At 68.9% G+C, this 22690-nt stretch carries 22 protein-coding genes; 8 read left to right on the forward strand and 14 right to left on the reverse strand.

All coding sequences use genetic code 11. The features are described 5' to 3' along the window. Positions 1 to 32: 32 nt before the first annotated feature. The 3 genes from E8A74_RS07445 to bla all read right to left on the reverse strand — a co-directional run bounded on the left by E8A74_RS07445 (position 33) and on the right by bla (position 3668). Complete coding sequence (locus E8A74_RS07445; RefSeq protein WP_136928222.1) at positions 33 to 365, reverse strand: hypothetical protein; 333 nt, start codon at positions 363 to 365, stop codon at positions 33 to 35. A 190-nt stretch (positions 366 to 555) separates the two neighbouring features. Next, positions 556 to 2469 carry a chloride channel protein gene (locus E8A74_RS07450; RefSeq protein WP_136928223.1) on the reverse strand — a complete coding sequence of 638 codons (1914 nt, stop codon included), beginning with the start codon at positions 2467 to 2469 and terminating at the stop codon, positions 556 to 558. 197 nt (positions 2470 to 2666) lie between these two features. Further along, positions 2667 to 3668, reverse strand: coding sequence for a class A beta-lactamase (gene bla / locus E8A74_RS07455; protein WP_170228932.1), 1002 nt, complete (start codon positions 3666 to 3668; stop codon positions 2667 to 2669). Between the two features lie 127 nt (positions 3669 to 3795). Between bla and E8A74_RS51995 the strand changes: the two genes are divergently transcribed. Then, positions 3796 to 4296, forward strand: coding sequence for a hypothetical protein (locus E8A74_RS51995; RefSeq protein WP_170228933.1), 501 nt, complete (start codon positions 3796 to 3798; stop codon positions 4294 to 4296). An 11-nt stretch (positions 4297 to 4307) separates the two neighbouring features. Next, positions 4308 to 4760, forward strand: coding sequence for a DUF421 domain-containing protein (locus E8A74_RS07460; RefSeq protein WP_136928256.1), 453 nt, complete (start codon positions 4308 to 4310; stop codon positions 4758 to 4760). 26 nt (positions 4761 to 4786) lie between these two features. Here E8A74_RS07460 and E8A74_RS07465 read toward each other — a convergent pair whose 3' ends face one another. Then, the gene (locus E8A74_RS07465) at positions 4787 to 5614 is read right to left on the reverse strand and encodes a hypothetical protein (protein ID WP_136928225.1); all 828 of its coding nucleotides are present in this window, start codon (positions 5612 to 5614) and stop codon (positions 4787 to 4789) included. A gap of 249 nt (positions 5615 to 5863) precedes the next feature. Between E8A74_RS07465 and E8A74_RS07470 the strand changes: the two genes are divergently transcribed. Together E8A74_RS07470 and E8A74_RS07475 are read left to right on the forward strand one after the other, a co-directional pair. Then, a complete protein-coding gene (locus E8A74_RS07470; RefSeq protein WP_136928226.1) occupies positions 5864 to 6886 on the forward strand; it encodes a methyltransferase in 1023 nt (340 codons plus the stop codon). A gap of 62 nt (positions 6887 to 6948) precedes the next feature. Next, complete coding sequence (locus E8A74_RS07475) at positions 6949 to 8190, forward strand: cytochrome P450 (RefSeq protein ID WP_136928227.1); 1242 nt, start codon at positions 6949 to 6951, stop codon at positions 8188 to 8190. A gap of 3 nt (positions 8191 to 8193) precedes the next feature. Here the strand turns inward: E8A74_RS07475 and E8A74_RS07480 are convergent, their stop codons facing one another. After that, a complete protein-coding gene (locus E8A74_RS07480; RefSeq protein ID WP_232379425.1) occupies positions 8194 to 9246 on the reverse strand; it encodes an aromatic ring-hydroxylating oxygenase subunit alpha in 1053 nt (350 codons plus the stop codon). A gap of 45 nt (positions 9247 to 9291) precedes the next feature. Between E8A74_RS07480 and E8A74_RS07485 the strand changes: the two genes are divergently transcribed. Continuing rightward, complete coding sequence (locus tag E8A74_RS07485) at positions 9292 to 10341, forward strand: AraC family transcriptional regulator (protein WP_136928228.1); 1050 nt, start codon at positions 9292 to 9294, stop codon at positions 10339 to 10341. A 4-nt stretch (positions 10342 to 10345) separates the two neighbouring features. Here the strand turns inward: E8A74_RS07485 and E8A74_RS07490 are convergent, their stop codons facing one another. From E8A74_RS07490 to E8A74_RS07515, 6 genes are all read right to left on the reverse strand, one after another. Continuing rightward, entirely contained in the window at positions 10346 to 10972 is a 627-nt protein-coding gene (locus E8A74_RS07490; protein ID WP_136928229.1) for a hypothetical protein, read from the reverse strand. 124 nt (positions 10973 to 11096) lie between these two features. After that, positions 11097 to 12953: an IgGFc-binding protein gene (locus tag E8A74_RS07495; protein WP_136928230.1), complete on the reverse strand. Its 1857-nt coding sequence runs from the start codon at positions 12951 to 12953 to the stop codon at positions 11097 to 11099. Beyond that, positions 12953 to 13426, reverse strand: coding sequence for an MYXO-CTERM sorting domain-containing protein (locus tag E8A74_RS07500; protein WP_136928231.1), 474 nt, complete (start codon positions 13424 to 13426; stop codon positions 12953 to 12955). Before E8A74_RS07500 ends, E8A74_RS07495 begins: the two co-directional genes overlap by 1 nt. A 26-nt stretch (positions 13427 to 13452) precedes the next feature. Beyond that, the gene (locus tag E8A74_RS07505) at positions 13453 to 14433 is read right to left on the reverse strand and encodes a P1 family peptidase (protein WP_170228934.1); all 981 of its coding nucleotides are present in this window, start codon (positions 14431 to 14433) and stop codon (positions 13453 to 13455) included. Positions 14434 to 14449: 16 nt separating this feature from the next. Further along, a complete protein-coding gene (locus E8A74_RS07510) occupies positions 14450 to 15664 on the reverse strand; it encodes a DmpA family aminopeptidase (protein ID WP_136928233.1) in 1215 nt (404 codons plus the stop codon). Between the two features lie 72 nt (positions 15665 to 15736). Further along, the gene (locus E8A74_RS07515; protein WP_136928234.1) at positions 15737 to 16396 is read right to left on the reverse strand and encodes a TetR/AcrR family transcriptional regulator; all 660 of its coding nucleotides are present in this window, start codon (positions 16394 to 16396) and stop codon (positions 15737 to 15739) included. 163 nt (positions 16397 to 16559) lie between these two features. Here E8A74_RS07515 and E8A74_RS07520 point away from each other — a divergent pair, with 163 nt between their 5' ends. Beyond that, entirely contained in the window at positions 16560 to 17825 is a 1266-nt protein-coding gene (locus E8A74_RS07520; protein ID WP_136928235.1) for a monooxygenase, read from the forward strand. A 9-nt stretch (positions 17826 to 17834) separates the two neighbouring features. On the opposite strand, the gene E8A74_RS07525 is transcribed toward E8A74_RS07520, so the two are convergent. Both E8A74_RS07525 and E8A74_RS07530 read right to left on the reverse strand, forming a co-directional pair. Beyond that, the gene (locus E8A74_RS07525; protein ID WP_136928258.1) at positions 17835 to 18476 is read right to left on the reverse strand and encodes a response regulator; all 642 of its coding nucleotides are present in this window, start codon (positions 18474 to 18476) and stop codon (positions 17835 to 17837) included. Then, positions 18473 to 19621 carry a sensor histidine kinase gene (locus tag E8A74_RS07530; protein ID WP_170228935.1) on the reverse strand — a complete coding sequence of 383 codons (1149 nt, stop codon included), beginning with the start codon at positions 19619 to 19621 and terminating at the stop codon, positions 18473 to 18475. Before E8A74_RS07530 ends, E8A74_RS07525 begins: the two co-directional genes overlap by 4 nt. Positions 19622 to 19740: 119 nt before the next feature. Here E8A74_RS07530 and E8A74_RS07535 point away from each other — a divergent pair, with 119 nt between their 5' ends. Then, positions 19741 to 20982 carry an alpha/beta hydrolase family protein gene (locus tag E8A74_RS07535; RefSeq protein ID WP_136928237.1) on the forward strand — a complete coding sequence of 414 codons (1242 nt, stop codon included), beginning with the start codon at positions 19741 to 19743 and terminating at the stop codon, positions 20980 to 20982. A 7-nt stretch (positions 20983 to 20989) separates the two neighbouring features. Here the strand turns inward: E8A74_RS07535 and E8A74_RS07540 are convergent, their stop codons facing one another. Further along, the gene (locus E8A74_RS07540; protein WP_136928238.1) at positions 20990 to 21349 is read right to left on the reverse strand and encodes a c-type cytochrome; all 360 of its coding nucleotides are present in this window, start codon (positions 21347 to 21349) and stop codon (positions 20990 to 20992) included. A gap of 90 nt (positions 21350 to 21439) precedes the next feature. On the opposite strand from E8A74_RS07540, the gene E8A74_RS07545 reads away from it, so the two are divergent. Continuing rightward, positions 21440 to 22525, forward strand: a complete 1086-nt coding sequence (locus E8A74_RS07545; protein ID WP_211365309.1) for a class I SAM-dependent methyltransferase — start codon at positions 21440 to 21442, stop codon at positions 22523 to 22525. Positions 22526 to 22690 lie beyond the last annotated feature (165 nt).

Consider the following 22690-nt stretch of genomic DNA (forward strand, 5'->3'; position numbering starts at 1 on the left):
CGAGCTCGCTTCCGCGGGCGTGGGGGCTGCGCTCAGTCGATCTTTTCGCCGCGGGCCACGGTTTTGCCGTCCGCTGTCACGGCGACCTGAAGCTTCTCTTTCCCTTTTTTGATCTCGGCCTTGTAGTGGATCTGGCCGTCCTTCAGCGTGATCTGCTCGACCTTCTTGATCTCGCCCCCTTCGGCCCAGGTCCGTATGGCGTTCTGCGCCGGGGTCGGCAGGTTCGCGAACGCGACCTCGGTCTTCTTGGCGTCCTTGTATTGCTCGCTGAGCGTCTTCTGTGCGTGTTCGTCGACCGCGAGGGCGGGCGACGCGATCAGCCCGATCGCGAGCGAGGCGAGCAGGGCCCGGAACATACGCTTCATGATCGTCTCCTTCCGGTTGGATGCCTGCCGCGGTCTCCGCGGAAGGCTCCCGCCCCGCACATGCGAGTCCGGTGCCGATTGCCACGTGAACGTGACGCGCAGCAATCGCATCCCCGTAACGCTCGGAGAACGAAAGGAGAGCAGCACGAGGGCGCCCTCGGCCCTCGCCGCGCCCCCGATCAAAAGAGGTTCAAGCCGCCCGCTCCTCGCGCGCGGTCGCGTCGAGATAGGCGCGCCCCACCTCGGATTCGTCGAGGAAACCCACGATCCTGCCCGCCTCGTCGACGACGGGCACTTCCCGCACGCCCTGCGCGAGCAGCACCTCGGTCGCCTTCCTCAAATCATCGTCCGGCCGCACGGTCACCGGCGGTTGCATGGCGTCAGCGGCGAGGGTCAATGGTTCGAGGTCCCGCTCCGTCGCCAGCAGGCGCACGACGTCGCTCGTGATGACCCCGGCCATTTTCCCCTCCCCGTCGAGCACGGGAAACACATCCTGCCAGCCCGTGTCCGAAGCGAGGCGGAGGACCTCGGGCACGGGCGTCGCGAGGGCGAACTGCACGTAAGGCCGGCCGGCGATCATCACATCAGCGACCTTGAGGGAGCCGAGCACGTCGAGCACGCCCGGCGGATGCGCGGGGGAGTCGCGCTGCGTGGGGACCTGCGCCGAATAAAGCGAGCGGTCGCGCAGCGCCACGAATGCAATGCCCTCGGCGAGCATGAGCGGGACGAGCAAGTCGTAGCTACCGGCGAGCTCGCAGACCATGACGAGCGAGCCGAGCGGCACGTGCGCGACGCCCCCGTAAAACGTGCCCATGCCGACGAGCGCGAATGCGCCGGGATCGATGCGCGGGTCGCCGATCGAGAGCGCCGCGATGCGGCCGAACGCGCCCCCGACGAGCCCGCCAATCGCCAGGGAGGGAGCGAAATCGCCCGCGCTGCCGCCCGTACCGATGGTGAGCGAGGCCGCGAGAATTTTGATGGCCGCGAGCGCCACGAGCAGCTCGACGGCCTGCCATCCCTCGGGCAACCACGACGCGCCCGTGATGGCCACCTGCGCGGCGCCATACCCACCGCCGAGCACGCCAATCCCCTGCCCGTCGGGCACGACGTGCCGCCCGGCGAGGAGCAAGAGCAAGGGCACGGCCACGAGCCCGAGCGCGAGGCCGCCGACGCCGGGGCGCGCCCAATCCGGGACCGGCAGGCGCGCGGACGTGCGCTTCACGAACGCCATCACCTTGAGAAAAACGATGGCGCAGAGCGCGACGAAGATCGCGAGGAGCGCATACAGCGGGAGGTGCGCCGGGACAAATGGATACCGCGGCGCGTGCGCGAAGAGCGTGGCCTCGCCGAAGACGGAGATGAAGACCGAATACGACAGGACGCTCGCGAGCAGCGCGGGGACGAGCGCGTCGCTCTCCACGTCGTCACGATAAAGAACCTCGGTGGCGAGCAGGGCGGCGCCGAGCGGCGTCCGGAAGATCGCGCTCATGCCGGCCGCAACGCCGGCGATCATGAGGAGCCGCCGCTCGCGCGCGGAGACCTTCAAGGTCCCTGCGACGAACGAGCCGAAGGCCGCGCCGATCTGCATCGTGGGCCCCTCGCGCCCGCCCGCGCCGCCGGTCCCGAGCGTGAGCGCGGAGGCGAGCGCCTTCACCCATACGACGCGACGCCGGATGATCCCGCCGTGGTGATGGAAGGCCTCGATCATCGCGTCGCCGCCGCCGCCTCGGCATTCGGGCGCGAGGCGTGTGAGCAAGCCGCTCGCGAGGCCGCCGAACGCGGGCAAGATCATGAGGAGCCAGGGACGGAAGGCCCCCATGCCATGCTCGCCGAAGAAGGACTCCCCCGCGGCGCGGAGCGCGCGGTAGCCGGCGAGGCCCGAGAGAAAGAATCGATCCAAAAGCTCGATCGCCGCGAAAAACACGACCGCGACGACACCCGCCCCGACCCCGACGAGCGCGGCGTGGAGCAAGGTGCGGCCGACGAGGCGGAGGTCGATGGGCGAGGCGTCGACGAGGAGCGCGGAGAGCAGGCCCTGCGCGCGCTGCGACGGGAGGGGCGTCCGTGTGGCGGAAACGCCCGGTTTTTCCGGAGATGGATCCATTTCGCAGCAGTTCGTCTAGAGGGCGGCCGAGTCTAGCACGCGGACCACGGAGCGTCCGTGCCTTCGTGCCAGACATATTTGCACTCAAACGAATATCGTACGAGATCGTACTTCATGGAGCGGTCGAGGACGGCGCCTCGGTGAGAGCGCGGCGGCAGCGTTGCAGCGAGGAGCCGTCGATCCAGGGCAGGACGGCCTCATCGTGGGCTCGTCATGGCCCCCACGGCTGCCCGCGCGACGTCGGCCAAGGCCGCCTCGCGCGTCTCCTGCGGCGCGCTCGACTCCGTCAAGAGGGCCACGATCACGAGCTTGCGCCCGTCCGGCAGCGTCGCGATCCCGATGTCGTTCGTCGCGCCATTACGTCCCTCGGTATCGTCGGATGACCCCGTTTTATGGGCCAAACGCGCGTCCGGCGGCAGGCCGGCGCGGAGCCGGCGAGGACCGGTCTTCGTGCCGTGCATGATGTCGAGCAGGACGCGCGTCGAGGCCGGCGTGAGCATCTCCCCGCGATCGAGCTTCAAGAGAAAATCCGCGGCGGCCTCGGGCGTGGTCGTATCACGGGGATCTCGCAGATAGGCCTCGAAGGCGCGCACGTGTTCGTCCTTCGGCAACCGCTCGACCGCGGCGTCCATCCCCTTGCAGGTGGACATGGCAGGCTCGTACGCGGCGAGCCCGTGGAACTGGAGCTGCAAATCCCGCTCGTAGCGATCGACGTGCAGCGCCGTCACGCCCGACCGGGCGAGCATGGCATTGACGCTCTCGGGGCCGCCGATCTCGTGCATGAGGACGTCCGCGGCCGTATTGTCGCTCACGGCCACGGATTGCGTGAGCAGGTCGAGCACCGAGAATGATTGCGTTTCGCCCTGAAATGCCTCCGCGAGCGGGCTCCAGCAGACGCTCAGTTCGTCGCGACGCACCTCGATCTTCGTGTCGAGCGAGAGCGCGCCCGCGTCCACGCGCGCGAGCACCGCTGCGGCGAGCGGCGCCTTGAACGTGCTTTGCAGAGGAAACCGCTCACCGGCGTGATGCACCCAGCGCTGCCCCGAGCTCGGCTCGACCACGGCGACGCCGAGCCGCCCCCCCGCACGCGTTTCGGCCGCAGCGACGTCCCGTTCGAGGCGCGTCACATCGAACGCGCGAGGCGGGGCGGCACAAGCGCAGAGGAGGAGAGCTGCAGCGAGGAGTGACAAACGTTGCATGATCCGCGACGAACGCACCAGGCCCGTGCCACATTCCCGCGACGGCGTACGTCGAGGACACCCCTCGGACAAACCACACGATTGACGCGCGCGCGCCTGGGTCCAAGGTTCGGCCAAAGGGGGGTCGGTGGTCGAAATCAAGCGGACGGACGATCTCGAGACGAGCGAAGATCTCGCCTTCGAGCGCACGAGCATGCGCGTCCGTCGCGTCGGCAGGGCCTTGCTCTTCCTGTTCGTGCTGCTCGCCGCGCTCGGTCTCTTCGGGGACGGTCCGTTGAGCCACGCCCGCGCCGGCGACGCATCCGGGCTTTTCGTCCGGTACGAGCGTTTCACCCGCGTGGACGGCACGACCCGCTTCGAGATCCACCCGCGCGTGCAGAGCTCTGCTGCCCCGCGCCGCCTGTTCCTCTCGGCGTCCCTCTTCGAGCACGGCCACATCGAGCATTTCGTGCCCGAACCCTCGTCGCTCGAGATGACCGCCGATCGAAGCGTCATCACGCTCCCGCGCGTCGAGGCGGGAGGCCTCATCGTGCTCGTCCTGCGCCCCGTGCGCCCCGGTCGCCTCCGCTTCTCCCTCGGCGAGGAGGGCAGCCCCGCGCTCGATCTCTCGCTGTTCGTGTACCCGTGAGGGCCGTGGCCATGAACCTCGTCGTGCGCGCCGTCTGCGTTTACATGGCCCTCCTCGTCATCTTCCGCATCGCGGGCAAACGCGCGCTCGTGACCGTGACGACCTTCGATTTCCTGCTCCTGCTCATCATCAGCGAATGCACGCAGCAAGCGCTGCTCGGGCAGGATTCCTCCATCACGGGCGCCATCATCCTCGTGGGGACGCTCGTGAGCCTGGAGCTTGGTTTGTCTTGGCTCAAGTGCCGGAGCACGAGGTTCGAGCGCTGGCTCGACGGCACGCCGCTCGTCATCATCGAGGATGGACGCATTCTGCGCGAGCGCCTGGCCTGGCTGAGCGTCGACGAGGAGGACATCCTGGAGGCGGCGCACGTGCAGCACGGCCTTTTGCGCCTCGCTCAGATCCGCTACGCGCTCGTCGAGCGCAACGGAGAGATCGCCATCATCCCCTGGAAGGAAGGGCGCTAAAGCTCAAGCCTGACCGTCCCACGCGCTCACTCCGCGCCGCCGAGCGCCTGGAGCGTCTTGCTCCACTTCTTTTCGGCCGCGATCTTCTTCGGCGACCGCTTGTCGTGGTCCGGCTTCGCGGTCCCGGACCAGCCAGCGCCCATCAGGAGCGTGACGTTTTTCGCCGCCTCGTCGTCACTCTTGCCGAACTGCACGGCCTCCCATACCGCGAGCTCGCCGCGAGGGCACGCGTCGGGCTTGATCCCGTGGTCGATCGCAGTCTTGGTGAATTCGTAGCTCCGACCGACGAGCGGACAACGGCGGTGGGCCTCGGGCCGGGTCGATTCGCGCATGTCAGCGCCGGCTTCGAGCAAAAGGGCCAGAGCGGCCGCATTGTTGTATTGCGCGGCGCGGCCGACGGCCTCGTCGAGCGCAGAACGGTCCGGCTTTCTGGCGAGCTCGGCTTTGACGTCGTCGAGATCGCCGTCGGTCGAATAATACGCGAGCATGCTCCCGTAGGTCGCGGTGAGCGCGACGATCTGAAGACCGCGGCCGACCATGACGAGCAAGGCGAGCGCGCCGAGGAGGATACCGGCCCGCACGAGCGGCTTGCCTTTGGCCTCGGTGAATTTGCGGCGAACGAACCCGCCGAAGACCGTGAGCGCGACGATGAGCACGCCGGCCGCCGCGAGGCCTATGACCTCGTCCCAGTGCTTCGGCAGCGGCGTGCTCGTGCCAGACACCGAGAGCGCGAGATTGAGGTCGAACGCGGTGTTGAGCACGCCGACCAGGGCGACGAGCACGCAGGCTCCGCCGATGAGGATCCCCAAGAGCCCGACAATACCCACGTCCGATGATGACTTCGACTCCGCCATACGCCGCTCCTCGTTCGTCGAGCCGGACTTATCGCAGAAAGCCGCCCCGATGGGAACAGGGAGCGCCGTGGCGACGAAGGTGGAAGATGCCCAGGGGTACGCCGGTGCAGGTGTTCGCAGGATCCACATGCTGGGCGCATGCGGCGGTTCCTGGCTTGACAATCAACCTGGTTCTCCGCTGATCTCCTCCGTTATTACGGACGACAGCCACGCTGCCATAAAGCTCCAACGCCTCCCTACGAGTCAGCCATGAACAACCCTGTCGGAACGAGCGACCTCTCGGCGCAAATGCGCGCCTTGAGCGTCTACAACATGTGGATCTCGCGGATGATCTACGTCGCGGCCAAGCTGGGAATCGCCGACTTGATCGAGGAGGGCCCGCGGAGCAGCGAGGACCTCGCGGCTTCCTTGGGGGTCGACGCGGGCGCGCTCCATCGGATGCTCCGGGCCCTCTCCGGAGCAGGGGTCTTCGCCGAGCTACCGGAGAGGCGGTTTGGCTCGACGCCCCTCGGCGCGACCCTGCGCACCGGCGCCCCCGGCTCCATGCGCGACTTCATCCTGCTGTTCGGCGGTGACGTCTACGCGCGCGCCTGGCTCGATCTGCTCTCCAGCGTGAAATCCGGGAAAACGGCCGTCGAGCACGTCTTCGGCGCCCCGCTTTATCCTTATCTCGCGGGCCACCCCGAGGACGCCGAGCTCTTCGACAAGGCGATGACCAGCTTCACCTACGTCGATACCAACGCGGTCGCCGCCCGTTATGACTTCTCCTCGTTCCGCACGGTGGTCGACGTCGGCGGCGGTCATGGCAGCCTCCTCATCGCCGTCGCCGAGAGAAACACAGAGCTCCGGGGTATCCTCTTCGATCAGCCGCACATCCTTGAAGGGGCGCGGGCGCGGATCGCCGCGAGCACGAGCGCGGCGCGTTGCGAGGTGGTCGCCGGGAATTTCTTCGAGGCTGTCCCCAGCGCCGACGTCCACATGCTCAAGCACATCATCTGCAACTGGGACGACGACGCGGCGATCCGAATCCTGAAGTGCTGCCACCGCGCGCTCCCGCCGGGCGGGCGAATCCTGGTCATCGAGTCCGTGATTGGCCTCTCTGCGCCCGCCGAGCTGCTCGACGTCCACCTGCTCACGGTGGTCGGCGGGCGCATGCGCTCCGAACAAGAGCACCGGGATCTGCTGGACGCAGCAGGCTTCCGCCTGACGCGCCTGCTCCCCACCGACGTCGGCTTGCAGCACGTCGTCGTCGAGGGAACACGCGCGTCATAAAGCGGGTCGCGCGACGAAGGGGGGACATCACCAGAAAAACTCTGCACGTTCGAGGTGGGACCGTGGATCTATCCTTCGACCCGCGTCATCCGGACTTTATCGAAAATCCTTTCCCGGCGCTCCTCCGCCTCATGGAGCACGAGCCCGTCTTCTGGAGTGAGAAACTCCATGGATGGGTGCTCACGCGTCATGACCATGTGCGCGCGTCGTTGCGTGATCCGCGGCTGTCGGCCGATCGCGTGCGCCCGTTCCTCGCCCATTACAAGGGTCCGGAGCGCGGGGTGGTGCAAGGCCTCGTCGAGCGCCTGTCGATGTGGGCCTCGTTCAACGAGCCGCCGGTGCACACCAGGCTCCGCGGCCTCATGAACAAAGCCATGACGTTGCCATCGGTCCTGGCGCTGGAGCCGCGCGTGCGCGCCCTCGCCGACGAGCTGATCGATGCAGCGCTCCAGCGTGGCGAAATGGACATGATCGCCGACTTCGCGTATCCCCTCTCCGCGACGATGATCGCCGAGCTGTTCGGTGTGCCGCGCGCCGACGTCCCCTTGCTGAAGAAGTGGTCCGACGAGCTGGGCGCGTTCATCGTCCAGTCGCGCACGCTCGCCAACAAGTACGCGATCGCCGCTGGCGGCCTCCGCGCGATGACGTCCTATTTCGAGGACGTCATCGCGGAGCGGCGTCGGCACCCCCGGGAGGACATGCTCTCGCGTCTCATCGCAGCCGAGGAGAAAGGCGATTTCCTGAGCGCGGAGGAGCTTTTCGCGTGCTGCGCGCTCCTCTTCTTCGCAGGGCACGAGACCACGACGCACTTGATCGGCAACGGCATGATCGCGCTGCTCCGCCACCCCGAGGCGCTCGCCGAGCTTCGGGATCGGCGCGCCGACACCATGCTGATGAGCTTGGCCGTCGAGGAGATGCTGCGCTGGGACGGGCCCCTGCTCATGATGGCGCGCGTCGCCGCGGAGGACGTCGAGCTCTTGGGCAAGCGCATCCTCGCCGGCTCGCGTGTCTTCCTCATGATTGCCGCGGCAAACCGTGATCCGCGGGTGTTCCCGGATCCGGATCGCTTCGACATCCACCGGCAGGACAACCGGCACATCGCCTTCGGCAACGGCATTCACTATTGCATCGGAGCGCCGCTCGCCCGCCTGGAAGCGCGCGTCGCCTTCCCACGTCTGCTCGAACGCGTTCTCGCGCCTGAACTCGCCACATCGAAGCTCGTGTGGCGGGACGCCTTCGTGGTGCGTGGGGTCGATCAGCTCCCCATCCGTTTCGCGCGGCCCGCCCCTGCACCAGAACCTTGAACGCTATTCCTGCCCCTCACCCGGGACGCGCGTCGCGTCCGTTGGAGGTGCAAGGATGTCACGCCGCACGGCGCGGGAGACCAGCTTGTGCCATTGCGCGATGCCGAGGTCCGCGCGGACGAGTTTATGATCACGCACGTCCGGCTCGCGGGGCGACGTCGACATCAGCATGCGCTGATCATCGGGCTGCACGAGCGTGAACTCGGCCCACAAAGAGAGCGCCGCGAGGAGCTTGCCTACGACAGGCAGCTCCACGAAGTATCGCGCAAAGATCCACGTCGCCTCGCGGTCGACCGGCGTGCACGCGACGATACCGCACAAACGCGGCCCGAAGCGGAGGAACACGAGCCCAGGCAGCCGCGCATCGATCCAAGCGCGGAAACCACGCTCCGGGCCATCTCCGGGTCTCCGCAGCGCGCCGAACGTGCGCACCGTGTCCCCCTCGACCTTCACCTCGTACGGGTCGAGCCGCGTTCCGATGCCACGCAGATACCGGCCGTGCGCGAAGGGCACGTGGTGCATGTCGAGCATCCCCTCCATCACGCGGAGCTGCGGCAGCGGCCACACGGTCTCGTGGTCCCACGCATGTCGATCCGTTTCAGGCAGTTCCTCGAACCACGGCAGCGGAGGCCGCACCGAAGGGCCGTCCCCGTGCCATAACCACACGAGGCCGCGGTGCTCGCGCACCTCGTATCGGCGAATCGAAAGATCACGTCGGCTCGGCTTGCCTTCGGGCTCGCAAGGCATCCCCGTGCATTCGCCGTCGGTCCCGAAACGGAATCCATGATACGGGCATGCGAGCTCGCCCGAGATCACGCGGCCAAGGCCGAGGTCTGCCCCGCGATGGGGGCACCGCGCGTCGTGGGCCACGATTTCGCCGGTCGCGCTGCGCCAGAGAACGAAGGACCGGCCCAGCCGCCGCACGGTCCGCGGTCGCTCGCGGACGTTCCGCGCGGACGCGATGGGAACCCAGCAATCACGCGGGAGCGGCGGCTCCGCGCCTTCGAGCATCGGAAGCGAGTGTCTTTCGCCGCGCGTCCGTTGTGGCATGTTCATGAACCCCTCGATGGTCGAGGATGCGCACGCCGAGGACCCTCGTCAGTGACATCGGACGCCAGAAACGCTGACTTCACGCGACAACCGACCCACAACGCGCGCCTCGCGGGCCGCATCGTCGACGTCGCGGCGGCGAGCGGAGCGGATCCCGCGGCCCTCTGCCGCGCGGCAGGTCTGTCGGGCATCGACCTCGGGTCGCCGGAGACGCGCGTGCCCCTCACCTCGATCTACACGCTCGTGGAGAACGCCGCGGCCGCGGTCGGCGCGCCGCTCTTCGGCGTGAAGGTCGCGTCCGGCGTCGATGTCGAGATCTTCGACGTGCTCGGCTTCCTCGTGCTCACGAGCCCCACGTTCGGCGTGGCCATGGAGCGCATCCTGCGGTACCAGCGCCTCTGGAACGACGGCGAGCGGTATTCCCTCGTCGTCGAGGCCGGGCGCGCGCACCTGCGGTACGAACCTTTCGGCGCCGCACGACCGGCGCACCGCCTCATGGCCGAGATGTTCGCCTTCGACGTCGGCGTGAATGCGCCCAAGCTCGTCGCCGAGCCCGTCTTCCCCGAGGTCATACGATTTCGAGGCGAACCACCACCCGACCATGCAGCTTATGAAGCGGTATTCCACGCGCCCGTGACCTTCGCGTCGCCGATCGACGAGGTGGTGCTGCCCGCGGACCTTTTCGAGAGGGCCATGCCGCTCGCCAACGAGGCCATGCACGCGTATTTCCAGCGCCACGCCGACGCGGCGCTCGCGCGGCTCGGCCCCGACGCTTCGCTCCTCTCCCGATTGTGCGCGTTCGTCGCCGATCGCTTGCCCGAAGGCGGCGCCTCCCTCGCCGCGGCCGCGGATTCGCTCGGCATGAGCGGCCGTACGCTCCAACGGCGTTTGCGCGCGGAGGGCACGTCCTTCGAAGGCCTCGTCGACGGCGTCCGCCGCGCACGCGCCATGGCCTACCTCGACGCGCGCGTCTCCCTTGCAGAGGTCGCCTATCTCCTGGGGTATGCGGAGCCGAGCGTGTTTCACCGCGCATTCAAGCGGTGGACGGGCATGTCCCCCGAATCGTGGCGAGCGGCGAACACGCGCGGGACGTCGCGCTGAGGGCTCAGCTCGGCGGCGGGCCCTCGTTCTCGAGGTGCTTCTGCAGGAGCCCGAGCTTGTTCCGCGCGGAGAGGACCTGCTGCCGCAACGACTCCGCCTCGCGCGAGAGGTCGTGCGCTTCGGCCTCGCGGGCGTCGTGCATGAGCTTTTGCGCGCCCTCGACCACCGCGCCGAGCCCTTCGAGCGCCTGCGCGATCGAGGCCCGGAGCTCCGTGCGATCGGAGCCGTCCCCGGGCTCGCGTTTGACCGCCGCGGCGCGCTGCATGATCACGTTGACCTCGGCTGCCCGCGCGCCGAGCTGCGCGAACCGCTCACGCAGCGCCATGAACCTCGCAGCGCACGCGTCGATCTCGACCACGCGCGCGTTGATCGTCGCTGCCGCGGCGGCCTGCCGGTCGCGCGCCGCGTTCACGGCCTCGACGAGCGACTTCAGGTGTTCGGCGAAGCGGCTTTGCGAGGCCGCGGCGTCGCTCGTGGCCCGCGCCGCCTGCTCGAGCCCCTTCTGCGAGTTCAGCGGCGCGCGCCCGACCCCCGCGGCGAGCTCCTCGAAGCGCCGCAGCTCTTGCTCCAGGGAAAGCGCTGCGGCCGCAAGCTCACCTCCCTCGTCTCGACGACGATCGTCCTTGCTCATACGACGAGCATACCCACGCACGCGTGCGGCGCGCCATCACCAATGCACGCTGCGCGCACGTGAGGGCGCGGGCGGGCCCGCCCTTCCTGGTCGTCGGGGCCGGACGAACGCTTCGCGTGTTCGTTCATTTGGGCACGGGCGGGATCACCACGTCGGTGAGGGTGACGGCATACCCGCCGGCCGGATATGCGTACGACGCGTAGCTGTCGAGGCCCCATACCACGAGCCCGAACGGCCCGTCGCTCTTGGCCGTGTGCCGGCCGTTCTGGCAGCCGTTCACGCCCACCTCGGCGCGCATCAGATCCACCGTCGTCACCTCGAATCGGCCGTCCGAACCGGCCGGCTTCCAGCCCGAGATGACGCCCAGGCAATCGACGGTGACCTCGGAAAAACCCTTGCTCGTCTTCACCCGCGTGAGCGAGAGGTTCGTCGTCGGATAGGTGGGGTCCGTGAAGAAGACGTAGTTCGAGAGGAACTGCTCGGGCGGCAGCATGATCACGAACTCCTCGTCGCCGAGGTTCTTCTCGAAATTCGGCGCCGTCGCGCCCTCGCGCGTGCCGCCCGGGATGTTGCTGGTATCCATGATCTGCGCGATCGAGAAGGGATGCGCCCCGTCCTGGCTCGACACCCGGAACGGTCCCGTCACCTGAAAATCGGCGATCTGGCCCTGCGCGAGTGTCTGCGGCGCGCCGGCCACGGGCGGATCGAACGTGAGCGTCGTGCCGTCCGCGACGCCGACGATGCGGTAATGGATGTTCTCGGGCTGGAGATCCTTCCTGCGTGTCTCGTAAGGCGCGGCCACATATTCGTTCGCGAGCGCCGAGACCGGCAAAATCTGCTGGTGCGTGGCCTCTCCCCCGGGCGCCGGCATGGGTTGCAGCCGGAAGAAACGATTTCCCGTGATGACGGCAACGGGTTTGTCGCTGAGCACCACGCTCCCGGAAGGATCCGACGAGCTCGCCGGGAGCTCCCATTGCAAGTACTCCCCGGCCGAGAGCGTGAAGCTCGCCGGCATTCCTTTCGGCGCGGCAGGGAAATTGGCGCCCGCGGGCAGGTCGACGGTCGGGAGGAGGTCGACCTTCGTGTCGTCCTCGGTCGCGAGGACGTGCGCGAAGATCGGCCCCGGCGGCATGGCCGTGCCCTTGGGCGTGGCCATCACGATGTAGTTCGTGCCCCACGCCGAGGTCGGGAAAAGAAGCTGCGCGCTCGGGAAAAAAGACTCGGCGCCGCCGTACGGGAGAATGTCGTATGCGCTCACGGGCGTGTCGGAGACGATTTGGAACGCCTCGCCGCGGCCCGTGCCCGGGACGAGCGTCGACGCCTCGATCGCGGGCGGAACCGGGCAGGTCAGCGGTTTGCCCGTCTCCGGCATGATCGAATTTGGGTCGTGCGAGAGGAAAAGCACCGCGACCTCGCCCTCCGGAATGCCCTCCGCGGGCACCGCCGGCCACGACGATTCGGGCATGCCGTTCTTGGGAATCCGGCCGAACTGCGTCACGTCGAACGATTGCCCGCCGCGCGTGACGGACACCTTCGCGGGCCGGGGCCAGGTGTTCGTCAGGAAAACCGCCAAGCAGGGCGGGAGCGACGGAGGATAGGAGCCGGCGGTCGTGACGCGGAAATTGCAGCCGACGTTGCCTTTGCTCTCGGCGGCGGCGTCGCAGGCGGGCGCGCAGGCCCCGTCGAGGCAGCCCTGATCGGCGGGACAAACCGAGACGACCTGCCCGGCCTCGTCGACGATCGAGCGCAGATCGGGGCTACAGGCAAGGGCGCCGTTCGCATCGGGCCCGCCGTCGAAGAACACGGCCCCTTCGCCGCCCGCGCCGCCCGTGCCGCCCGCGCCGCCGTTCGCGCCGGCGCCCGACGCCCCGCTGCCCTGCGTATCCTGGCCGCACGTCCACGTCGCGAACGCGACGCATAGGGCGAGCGTGCCCTGGACCGCCGTCACGCCTGCTGCCCGCATCTTCGACCTCGTCCTCATCACGGCCTCCGCCCTGCATCTCCCGAAATGCCCATCCCCTTGGATATCCGACGACGCCGCGCCCACGCAATCCCCAGGCCGGCCGCGAACACGAGCATCCCGGCGCCCTCCGCGGCCCCCGCCGTCGTACACCCGCCGCAGCCGCCGCCGACCACGCGCGTCTCGGGCTTCACGCCCGCCGGGCAGAAGAAGACCACATCGCCGGCTCCCTGCTTGTGGCGGCAAGCCTCCGCGAGCCCTTTCTCGCGAAGGGGGCCAGCGCACCGATCGAAACCCGGCTGATCACCAGGGTCCCGATCATAGTTCCAGTAGCATTGCTGACAGCCGAGCCCTTCGACGTCGCAAACATTGTGGGGTCCCGCCACGTCGGCGGCGGCGATGGCGGTGAAGGTCGAGATCGCGATGACAAGGAGTGTCGAGAAAAAGATGCGCACATGCGACTTGTAGCCCATGGCGTGGGAACTGTCGATCACCTCTCGGACTTACACGCGGCTTCCAATCAACGTCCGGTGAATGCAATGGAAGCCACGACATCGGCGGGCGCCTTTTCGACCGTGCGCCCCTTCCGCCCCGTCACCACGGCCGCATCCCCGAGCGCCTTTCCCAGCGCGGCGCGCGACGCGCGGGCCGCCGCGTCGAAGAGCGGGCCGAGCCCATCGTCCGCGAGCCTGCGCGCCTCGTAAAGCCGCCCCGGCGGCGCCGTGAGCGAGCCGTCGATCGTATTCGTCACCGAAAACGCGAGCGCGAGCCGCCCCTCCTCGCCGCCGATCGTCACGGCCGCGTCGATCCCCCGAATGGCCGCCTCGCCGAGCAACCGAAGCTCCGCGGGAAACAGCGCTGCGTCCGTCGCGACGATCGCCACGAATCCGGGCGAAACCACGCGCGCGGCGCCCACCCCGCGGGGCGCCCCGCCGTTCGCCGCGAGGAGCACACCCACGACGAATGCATCCTTGCCGACGCTCGCCGCGGACGATGCGTCCCCCACGCCGCCTTTGCATCCGAGGGCCACGAGCCCGCGGCCCATGCCCACGCTCCCGCACGCCGGCGGTTCGCCGCGCGCCGCTTCGCAGGCCGCGAGCACGTCGTCGTGTTTCACCCGACGGCGCCGGAGATCATTCAGATACCCATCGTCGATTCCCACCACGATGGGCGGCCATCCATCGTCGACCGGCAGCTCCGGATCCCGCTTATGCCCCCGCGTGATCAACGCGTCGTAGGCCGCGCCCACGCTCGTCGCATTGCAAAGCACGATCGGGGAGGCGAACGTGCCGAAATCCTCCGCCACCTCCACGCCCGTCCACGAGAGCCCTCCGCCGGCCGCGTAGGCGCCGAGGGAAAACTTTCGATGACGCACGGACGGCGGGCACGGCATCACCACGGTCACGCCCGTCTGCACGTCGCCTTCGGCCACGGTCAGGTGAGCGACCTCGACGCCGGAGACGTCGGTGATCGAATTGCGTAACGTGCGCTCGGCCGGCATGGTCTCCGCGTGGCTCCTAGCGCCCCGGAATCGGGCGCCCATACTTGCGCATGATGTCCGGCAGCCGGTCGAGCGGCAATGCGTGGGCCGTGTTTCCGTGGATCCCGGTCATCGTCCGGGCCATCGCGAGGGCATTGAGAATGGCCTCCTCCGTGGCCTCGACCGCCGCCTCGTGCGCCACGCTGATGTGCTCGTCGTTCCAGACGGGCACATCCATCGACACCGCGCCGCGCCGGACGCGCACGCCCGTCGAAAAGAAGAGCAGGAGATCTCCCGATCCGTGCATCGAGACCGCGCCGGTCCGCGCGAGCCCGAGCGCCATCCGCTTCGCGAGGCGGCCGAGCTGCACCGGCGTCATCGGCGCGTCGGTGGCGCCGATGATCAGAATCGATTTCGACTTCCGGCCCTCGTACGGCATTCCCTCGGTGATCTCGCGACCCACCGGCACCCCGTCGATCCGGAGCTGCGCCCTCCTGCCGTGGTTCGTCTGCACGAGCACGCCGAGCGTATAATTCCCCATGGCAGCGGGCAGGCGCCGCGACGCGGTCCCGATCCCGCCCTTGAACTCGTAACACAACATGCCCGTGCCGCCGCCCACGGCCCCCTCCTCGACAGGCCCGCTGCGCGCCGCCGAGATCGCCTCGCGCACGTGCTCCTCCGTGAGGTGTCGCCCCTCGGCGTCATGGAGAAACGCCGCCCAGGTCTCGCCCACGATCGGCGTGGGCACGGGCGCGCTGTCGCCGATCTCCGGATACCTGTCGAGCATCCACGCGAGCGCACCATCCATCACGCGGCCGATGTTCGACGTGTCGGTCAGGAAAATCGGCGTCTCCAGAAGGCCATGCCGATCGATCGTGGAGACGCCCGTGAGCTCGCCATTGCCGTTCAACGTGAAGCGCGCCGCGGGGATGTTGTCCCGCCAAACGTCGTCACCGGGCAGGATCACGGTGACGCCGGTGCGAATCGGCCCGCGGCCGGGTACGAGCGGGCCTTCGCCCTCGATACGCGTCACGTGCCCCACGCGCACGCCGGGCACGTCGGTGATCGCATTCCAGCGGCCGGGCGTGAGCGAGCCGATGCCGATACCGAGGTCCCGGATCCTCCGGCGAGCGGGCGGCGCGCGGGGCGACTCGACCGGTACGACGCTGCATCCTGCGCTGATGGCGGCGAGCGCGCCGCCGGCCAGGAGCGCGCGGCGCGAGACTCTTCCGGGGTCGCTCTTCACGGCCATCGACACGAGTATGGAGGTTCGCGCTGCCGTTGGGAAGCGCTTCGTGCGCGTCGCGGATGAACCCCCTCGCCTTCAGGCAGGGTCGCGCCGCCGCTTCGGGCCTCGAGGGCGGCCCTGCGCTTCGGGGCGCTCGCCGAGGAGCTGCCGGACGAGCAGGCGCGCGAACGGCGCGGCCCCCGCAGGCGCGTGCAGGTCGTCGAGGACGAACCCCTCGCAAAGGCGCGGCGCGAGGCAAACCATGTGAATGGCGGACCAGAATGCGGCGACGCGGAGGCGTTGCTCTTCCTCCGAGCCTGCCGGCAAGGCTGGGCGCACGCGACGGAAAAACCCTTCGAGGAAGTCGCGATATCGCTGGACGGTCTCGCCCGTGTAGTCCTGGCGCACGATGGCGTCGTGCAGGTGCGCCGCGCTGAGGCGCGGGTACCGGACGGCGTCCGGGAAAAACGCCGGCACGAAGCGCTCGAGCGCCGCGCGAACGTCCCCGCCCTCGGCCTCGATGAAGGTGTCGAGCTCGCGGAGCTGCTCGCCGAGGCCATTCTCCAGCGTGCGCGCGAGTACCTCCTCGACGAGCCGCTCCTTGCTCCCGAAATAGTAGTTGATCGCGGCCACGTTCACGCCCGCTTCCAGGGCGATCGCGCGCACCGTGAGAGCCTCGATCCCTTCCCGTGCGACGACCTCGATCGCGGCCCCGAGGATCCGCTCACGCGCGCCGCCTTGCTCGCCGTCCCTCACGGCTTCCGGTCTTAGCGCAGATCCCGCGAGGCGGTCGAGCCCCTCCCGCGGCCTGCGTCAAAATCCTGCTGCTCGTTGAACGAACCGGTCGCCTCAAACAACTGTTTGAAACAACCGTTTGAACTGCTGCGCCGTGGAACGCAGCAGACGGGAGAGGTGCGTCATGAGGGAAGGAAACGCCTGGGAAAGCAGGGCATCGGCGATCGTCTTCGTGGGATTCGTGGCCGCGTTGGCGCCGGCGTGCGGCGCCGAGCCGACGTCCACGCCCACGTGGTATCGGGACATCCAGCCGCTGGTCGATCGATCCTGCGCTGCGTGCCACGACGGGAGCGGCGTGGGTCGTTTGAACCTGCGAGACGTCGCAACGGCGCGGGCGCTCGCCCCCACGATGGCCGCGCGCGTGGAGGCGGGCGAAATGCCGCCCCCTGCGCTCGATCCCTCGTGCCGTCCTTATGCGGGCGCGGAGAGAATGTACCTCGGCGCCGAGGATCGCGCGCGCTTTCGCGCCTGGGCCGACGCGGGCGCGCCGCTCGGCGACCCGAGCGAGGCCACGCCAAAGCCGGACAACGTCGCGCACATCGACGACCCGGACCTCGTGCTCGAAATGCCCGAGGCGCACGAGGTCGCCCCGGACGACGACGGCAACGAATACTGGTGCGTGGTGCTCGACAATCCGCTCGCGGCGCCCGCGTGGATCAAGGCGCTCGAGGCCGTGCCCGGCGACCCGCTCGTCGTGCATCACATCGGGCTCTACCGGGACGCGGGGCACGACGCGGGCGCGGGGTACGGCGTGCCGCCGGGCACGAAGGGTTTTTCGTGCCGAAATCCCGTGCTGGAGCTCGATTGGCAGCTCCTGCACGCGTTGGCGCCGGGCGTCTCCGTGATGGAGCTCCCGAAGGACACGGGCATCCGACTCGATCCCGGCGAGCAGATCGTGATGCAGATGCATTATTACGCCCCCAAACCGGGCGCGCTCGACCGATCGGCCTACCGGATGCGCCTCGCGACAGAGGCGCCCGCCGCGGAGGTCTTCATGGACGTCTTCGGCCCAGTGCCGTTCACGATCCCCGCAGGCGTCTCGCAGCACGTCGAGCGGAGCGTGATCACGAACGAGGGCGCGCCGACCACGATCTACGGCCTGCTGCCGCACATGCACCTGCTCGGCCGCTCGTACGACGCGTGGATCGAGGACGACGCGGGCGAACGCGCGTGCGTCGCGCGAGGGGATTTCGATTTCCACCACCAGGCGCTTTACGTGTTCGACGAGCCCATGCAGTGGCAACCGGGTCAGCGGCTCGTCACCGAATGCACCTGGGACAACTCGGCGACGGGGAAAGGACAAACCCATTTCCCGCCGCTCGACGTCGCCTGGGGCGAGGGGACGAACCAGGAGATGTGCTTCCTCGTGGCGTACTTGTCACGGCCTTGAAGCCCCGCGCTAGATATAGCCGAGCTCGATCGCCCGGAGCACGGCCTTCGTCCGATCGCGGACCCCGAGCTTCGAGAAGATGCTCGACGCGTGGTTTTTCACGGTCCCCTCGGCCGTGCCCAGCATCTCGGCGATCTCGCGGTTGCTCGCCCCCGAGGCCATGAGGCGCAGGACCTCGACCTCGCGCGCCGTGAGCGCGGTGGGCGGCTCGATCACGGGAACGTCGGACTTCAAACGATCGAGCCCGCGCAGCACGCGCTCGGTGATCGCCGGGTTCCAGAGCGTTCCGCCCGACGCGACCGCGCGGATCGCCTCGGCGAGCTGATCGAGGCCAATGTCCTTCAGCAAAAACCCCCGCGCGCCGAGCCGGATCCCCGCAGCGGCGACGGCGTCGTCGTCGAACGTCGTGAGCAGGATCGTGGGCGGCACCTTGGGCTTTCCGCGCAGCGCCGTGAGCACGTCGAGCCCGGTTTTCCGCGGCATTCGTACGTCGAGCAGGAGCACGTCGAGCGCGGTCGTCGCCACGATCGCGAGCGCCTCCTCCCCGTCGCTCGCCTCGGCGGCGACGCGGATGTCGGGCGTGAGCGCGAGCAGGCTCTTGATGCCCTGCCGCACGAGCGTCTGATCGTCCGCGAGCAAAACGTGAATCACGGCGCAGCCATCGTCCTCGCGCGCGGCGGGACGACCGCGCGCCATTCAAACCCTTTGCCCGGACCAGGCGTCACGGTCAAGGCCCCGCCGAGCGCCTCGATCCGCTCGCGCAAGCCCGAAAGGCCGCTGCCCTCGGCGGCGCCCTCCGCGCCCCGCCCGTCGTCGCGCGCTTCGAGCACGAGGCCCTCCGGCCCCGCGGCGAGCCGGATCCACAGATGCTCCGCGCCGCCGTGGCGCGCCGCATTCGTGATTGCCTCCTGCACGCCCCGAAAGAGCGCGTGCGCCAGGGCGTCGTCGTCGATCACGAGCCCCTCGGCGAGATCGACGTGCACCTGCGGACGCGGCACCCCCGCGGCGAGCGCCTCGATCGCGCGCGGCAGGTCGAGCGTGCGCTCCTCGCGCATCGCGCGCACGACGCCGCGCACCTCGGCGAGCGTGCTCTTCGCGAGCTCGTGCGCCCGCGCGAGGGCCTCTTCGCCCGGCGAGGTGCGGCGCGCGAGCTCCAGGTGGATGCTCATCGCCGTGAGGTGATGGCCCACGGCGTCGTGCAATTCGCGCGCGATGTGCAGCCGCTCGGCCGTGCGCGCGCTCTCGGCGAGCATCACCTGCGCGGCGTGGAGCTCGGCGTTGACCCGCGAAACCTCGGCGCGCGCGGCCGCCTCGTGCCGCGCCACCGTCCCGATCGTGGTGGCGAAGAGCTGAAAGCCGAGGACGCCCGCCGTCCAGAACGCCGCCTGCGCCACGTCGGCGCGCCCCACGTAAAAGGGGAAAATCGCCACGGTCTGCGCCGCGACCCAGCCGAGCGCCGCGCCTCGCGACAGGAGGAGCGACGCCTGCGCCGCGACGATCGCCAAGAGCCCCGCTTCAAGCCACAGGTTCCGCAGATGCACGAGCACGAGCGCGGAGATCGATTGCACGGCGAGCAGCACGATCCGGCTCGTCGGCCCGAGCCTATCGAGCCGCGACGCGCTCGTGACGAACGCTCCGAGGTACGCCGCGTGCGCCGCGAAACTCGCGGCCACGGTCGCATCGCGGAGGCTCGCCGGGTCCCGCGCGAGCGGCAGCAGGAACGGCTGAGCGATCGCGGCCCACGCCAGCGTCCCGGCGACGAAGAGCAGCATCCGGGTGGGCGGCGGCCGGTCCATGCGTGGGGCATCGTAGCGCCTCCCACGCTCGCCTGTGCCGAAAGTCATGGTGGAAATCGACCAAGGACCATGACCAGTGGCACAGGCCCCCTCTTCTTTCGCGCCCCACGATGGAGGTCATGGCGAACGTCACCTCGTTCCTCTCGACCTCGAACGAAACCCGCGCCGCGGACGGCGCCGCGCCCTGCTACGCTGCCGGCGCGATGACCGAGACGAAGGCGGCGGAGGCGCCTCGCAAGCGGCGGAGAATCGGGCGAGCGGTGCTCCTCGTGCTGCTCGCGGCGATCGTGCTCCTCGCGCGGCCCGCGGATCGGCACCTGCGCGCGGCCTCGCTTCTCCTGCGGTTCGCGGACGAACGCGCGCAAGGGTTCTTGCCGGCGTACGGAAAACACACGCTGGACGAGCGCCTGACCGAGGTGCCTTCCGCGCGTGGCCCGGTGCGGGCGCGCGTGTATTCGCCCGTGGGCGTCAAGAATGCGCCAGGCGTGGTGATCGTGCATGGCGTCCATCGCCTCGCCATCGACGAGCCGCGCCTCATGCGGTTCGCCCGCGCGATCGCGGCCTCGGGCGTCGTCGTGCTCACGCCCGAGGTGAAGGAGATCGCCGATTATCGTATCGATGCGGCTTCGATCGAGACGCTCGGCGCGGCCGCGCATTCCCTGCGCGAGCGCCTCGGCGGCAAGCCCGTGGGCCTCATGGGCATGAGCTTCGCGGGCGGGCTCGCGCTCCGCGCGGCGGCGGATGGAGCGTTTGCCGAGGACATCGGGTTCGTCGTGGCGATCGGGGCGCACCACGACATGCGGCGCGTGCTCGAGTTTTTCAGGAAGAACGAGACCTCGTGGCCGGACGGGCACAAGGAGGCGCTCGCCGCGCACCCTTATGGCGCGCTCGTCCTGCTTTATTCGCACGTCGAGGCCCTCGTCCCACCGGCCGACGCGGCCGCGGCGCGCGACGCGATCCGGCTCTGGCTCTGGGACGATCGCGAGGCCTCGAAGGCAAAGCTCGCGGAGCTCAGCCCCGAGGCGCGGACCCAGGTGGAGGCTCTGCTCGAAGGAAAGGCCGACGTGCCGGCGCTCATCGACGAGATTGCGAAACACCCGGAGCAAGCGCTCTCGGTCTCGCCCGCGGGGCACCTCGGCGAGCTGCGCGCCCCGGTGTTCTTGCTTCACGGCGCGACGGATTCGGTGATTCCGGCGTCGGAGACCCAATGGCTCGCTCACGACGTCCCGCCCGCGCTCCTCCGCGCCTCGCTCGTGACGCCGGCGGTCGAGCATGTCGAGCTCCGCGGAGAGCCGTCGCTCGCGCAGCAATGGGAGCTCGTCCGGTTCATGGCGGGCGTGCTCGACGTGGCGAAGGAGTGAGGGCTGCTTACTGCGTGCAGGCCAGATAGACCCGCAGCGCTTCGAGGTCGGTCTCGTTCAGCTTGCCGGTCGGGGGCATCGCGCCTGCCGCGGCTTCACCATACATCTCCGCCGCCTCGGCCCTCACCTCGTCCGCCGACGAGAAATCGTACCCTCCTGCCGGCGTGCCGTTCGCGTAGTTCGGATTGTGGCATACCGTGCAAGAATTGGTGAGCACGCTCTGGCCTGCTGTCTGCTGTGCGGACGAGTCGGTCGGGCATGTTCCGAGCCCCTCGCTGTCGCTGCCGCAACCCGCGAGGGCGCCAAACGCAGCCTGGGAGAACGACAGCAAGCACACAAGCATCTTCTTATCTGTAAGTGTGGACATAATTTCCACTCTACGGGGATGGCGCGGCGTGGCAACACGAAACTGCGGCCCCGTTGCCTTCCCGTTTCCGTTGGGGCAAGGATGCCCCCCATGAAACGACGACTGCTTGCGCTGGCCCTCGTGGCCATGCCGATGCTCGCTTGTGGTCCCTCGACGCCGGAAGCGGCAAACCCCGAGGGGACGACCACCGAGACGCCCCCCACGACGACCGCTGTGCCCACGGCGACGCCGGAAGCCGCGCCCACGGCGACGCCGACGGCCGCGCCGAAGGCCGAGCCCTCGCCCGAGGAGCTCAAGAAGGCCAAGGCGGCCCAGGAGCTCGCCGCGGACCGCGCGAAGTGGGAGGCCGAGGCCAAGGCCGAGGACACGCGCTTCACGCCGGAGATCCACGCCGAAGCGAAGAAGCTCGCCGAGGCGAAGTACGCGTCGCTCGACGCCGCGCTCAAGGCCGTGCTCGCGGGCAAACACCGCGTGCCCAAGAACCTCGAGCGTGACAAGTACCGCCACCCGACCGAGACGCTGAAGTTCTTCGGCCTCACGCCGAAGCTGACGGTGCTCGAATACGGCCCCGGCGAGGGCTGGTGGACGGAGCTGCTCGCGCCGACGCTGGCGACGCAGGGCAAGCTCCTGGTCACGACGACCGACCCGAAGGGCCCGGCCGACGCGCGGAGCACGTTCTACGGGCAGCGCCTCGCGCGCTTCCTCGATCGCTCGCCCGAGCTCTACAGCAAGGTCGACCGCATCGTGATCGACGGGAAGAACCCGAAATTCGGCCTGGAGAACAAGGTCGATCTGGTGATCGTGATGCGCTCCTTGCACGGCCTGCACCGCGACAAACTCCTGCCCGGCTTCCTCGGCGAGGCGTTCAAGGCGCTGAAGCCCGGCGGCGTGCTCGGCATCGAGCAGCACCGCGCCAAGGCCGACGCGGACCCGGACAAGAGCGCGGAGCAGGGCTACCTGCCCGAGGCGTTCGTGATCAAGCAGGCCGAGGCCGCGGGCTTCAAGCTCGAAGGCAAGTCCGAGGTCAACGCGAACCCGAAGGACACGAAGGACTACCCCGAAGGCGTCTGGACCCTGCCGCCCACGCTGGAGCTCGGCGACAAGGACAAGGACAAGTACATGGCCATCGGCGAGAGCGATCGCATGACGCTCAAGTTCGTGAAGCCGAAGAAGTAATTTCCTCCCACGACCCAAGGACGGGGGCGCATCGGACTAGAAGTCATCTCATAAATCTTCCAGGAGTCTCCTGAGGTACACGACGATGCATCCGAGGTGGACAAAGCCAAGGAAGTTTTCGACGTGGCGCTCGTACCGTACCACGATGCGACGGAAGCTCTGGAG

This window comes from Polyangium fumosum (assembly GCF_005144585.1).
Classification (GTDB): domain Bacteria; phylum Myxococcota_A; class Polyangia; order Polyangiales; family Polyangiaceae; genus Polyangium; species Polyangium fumosum.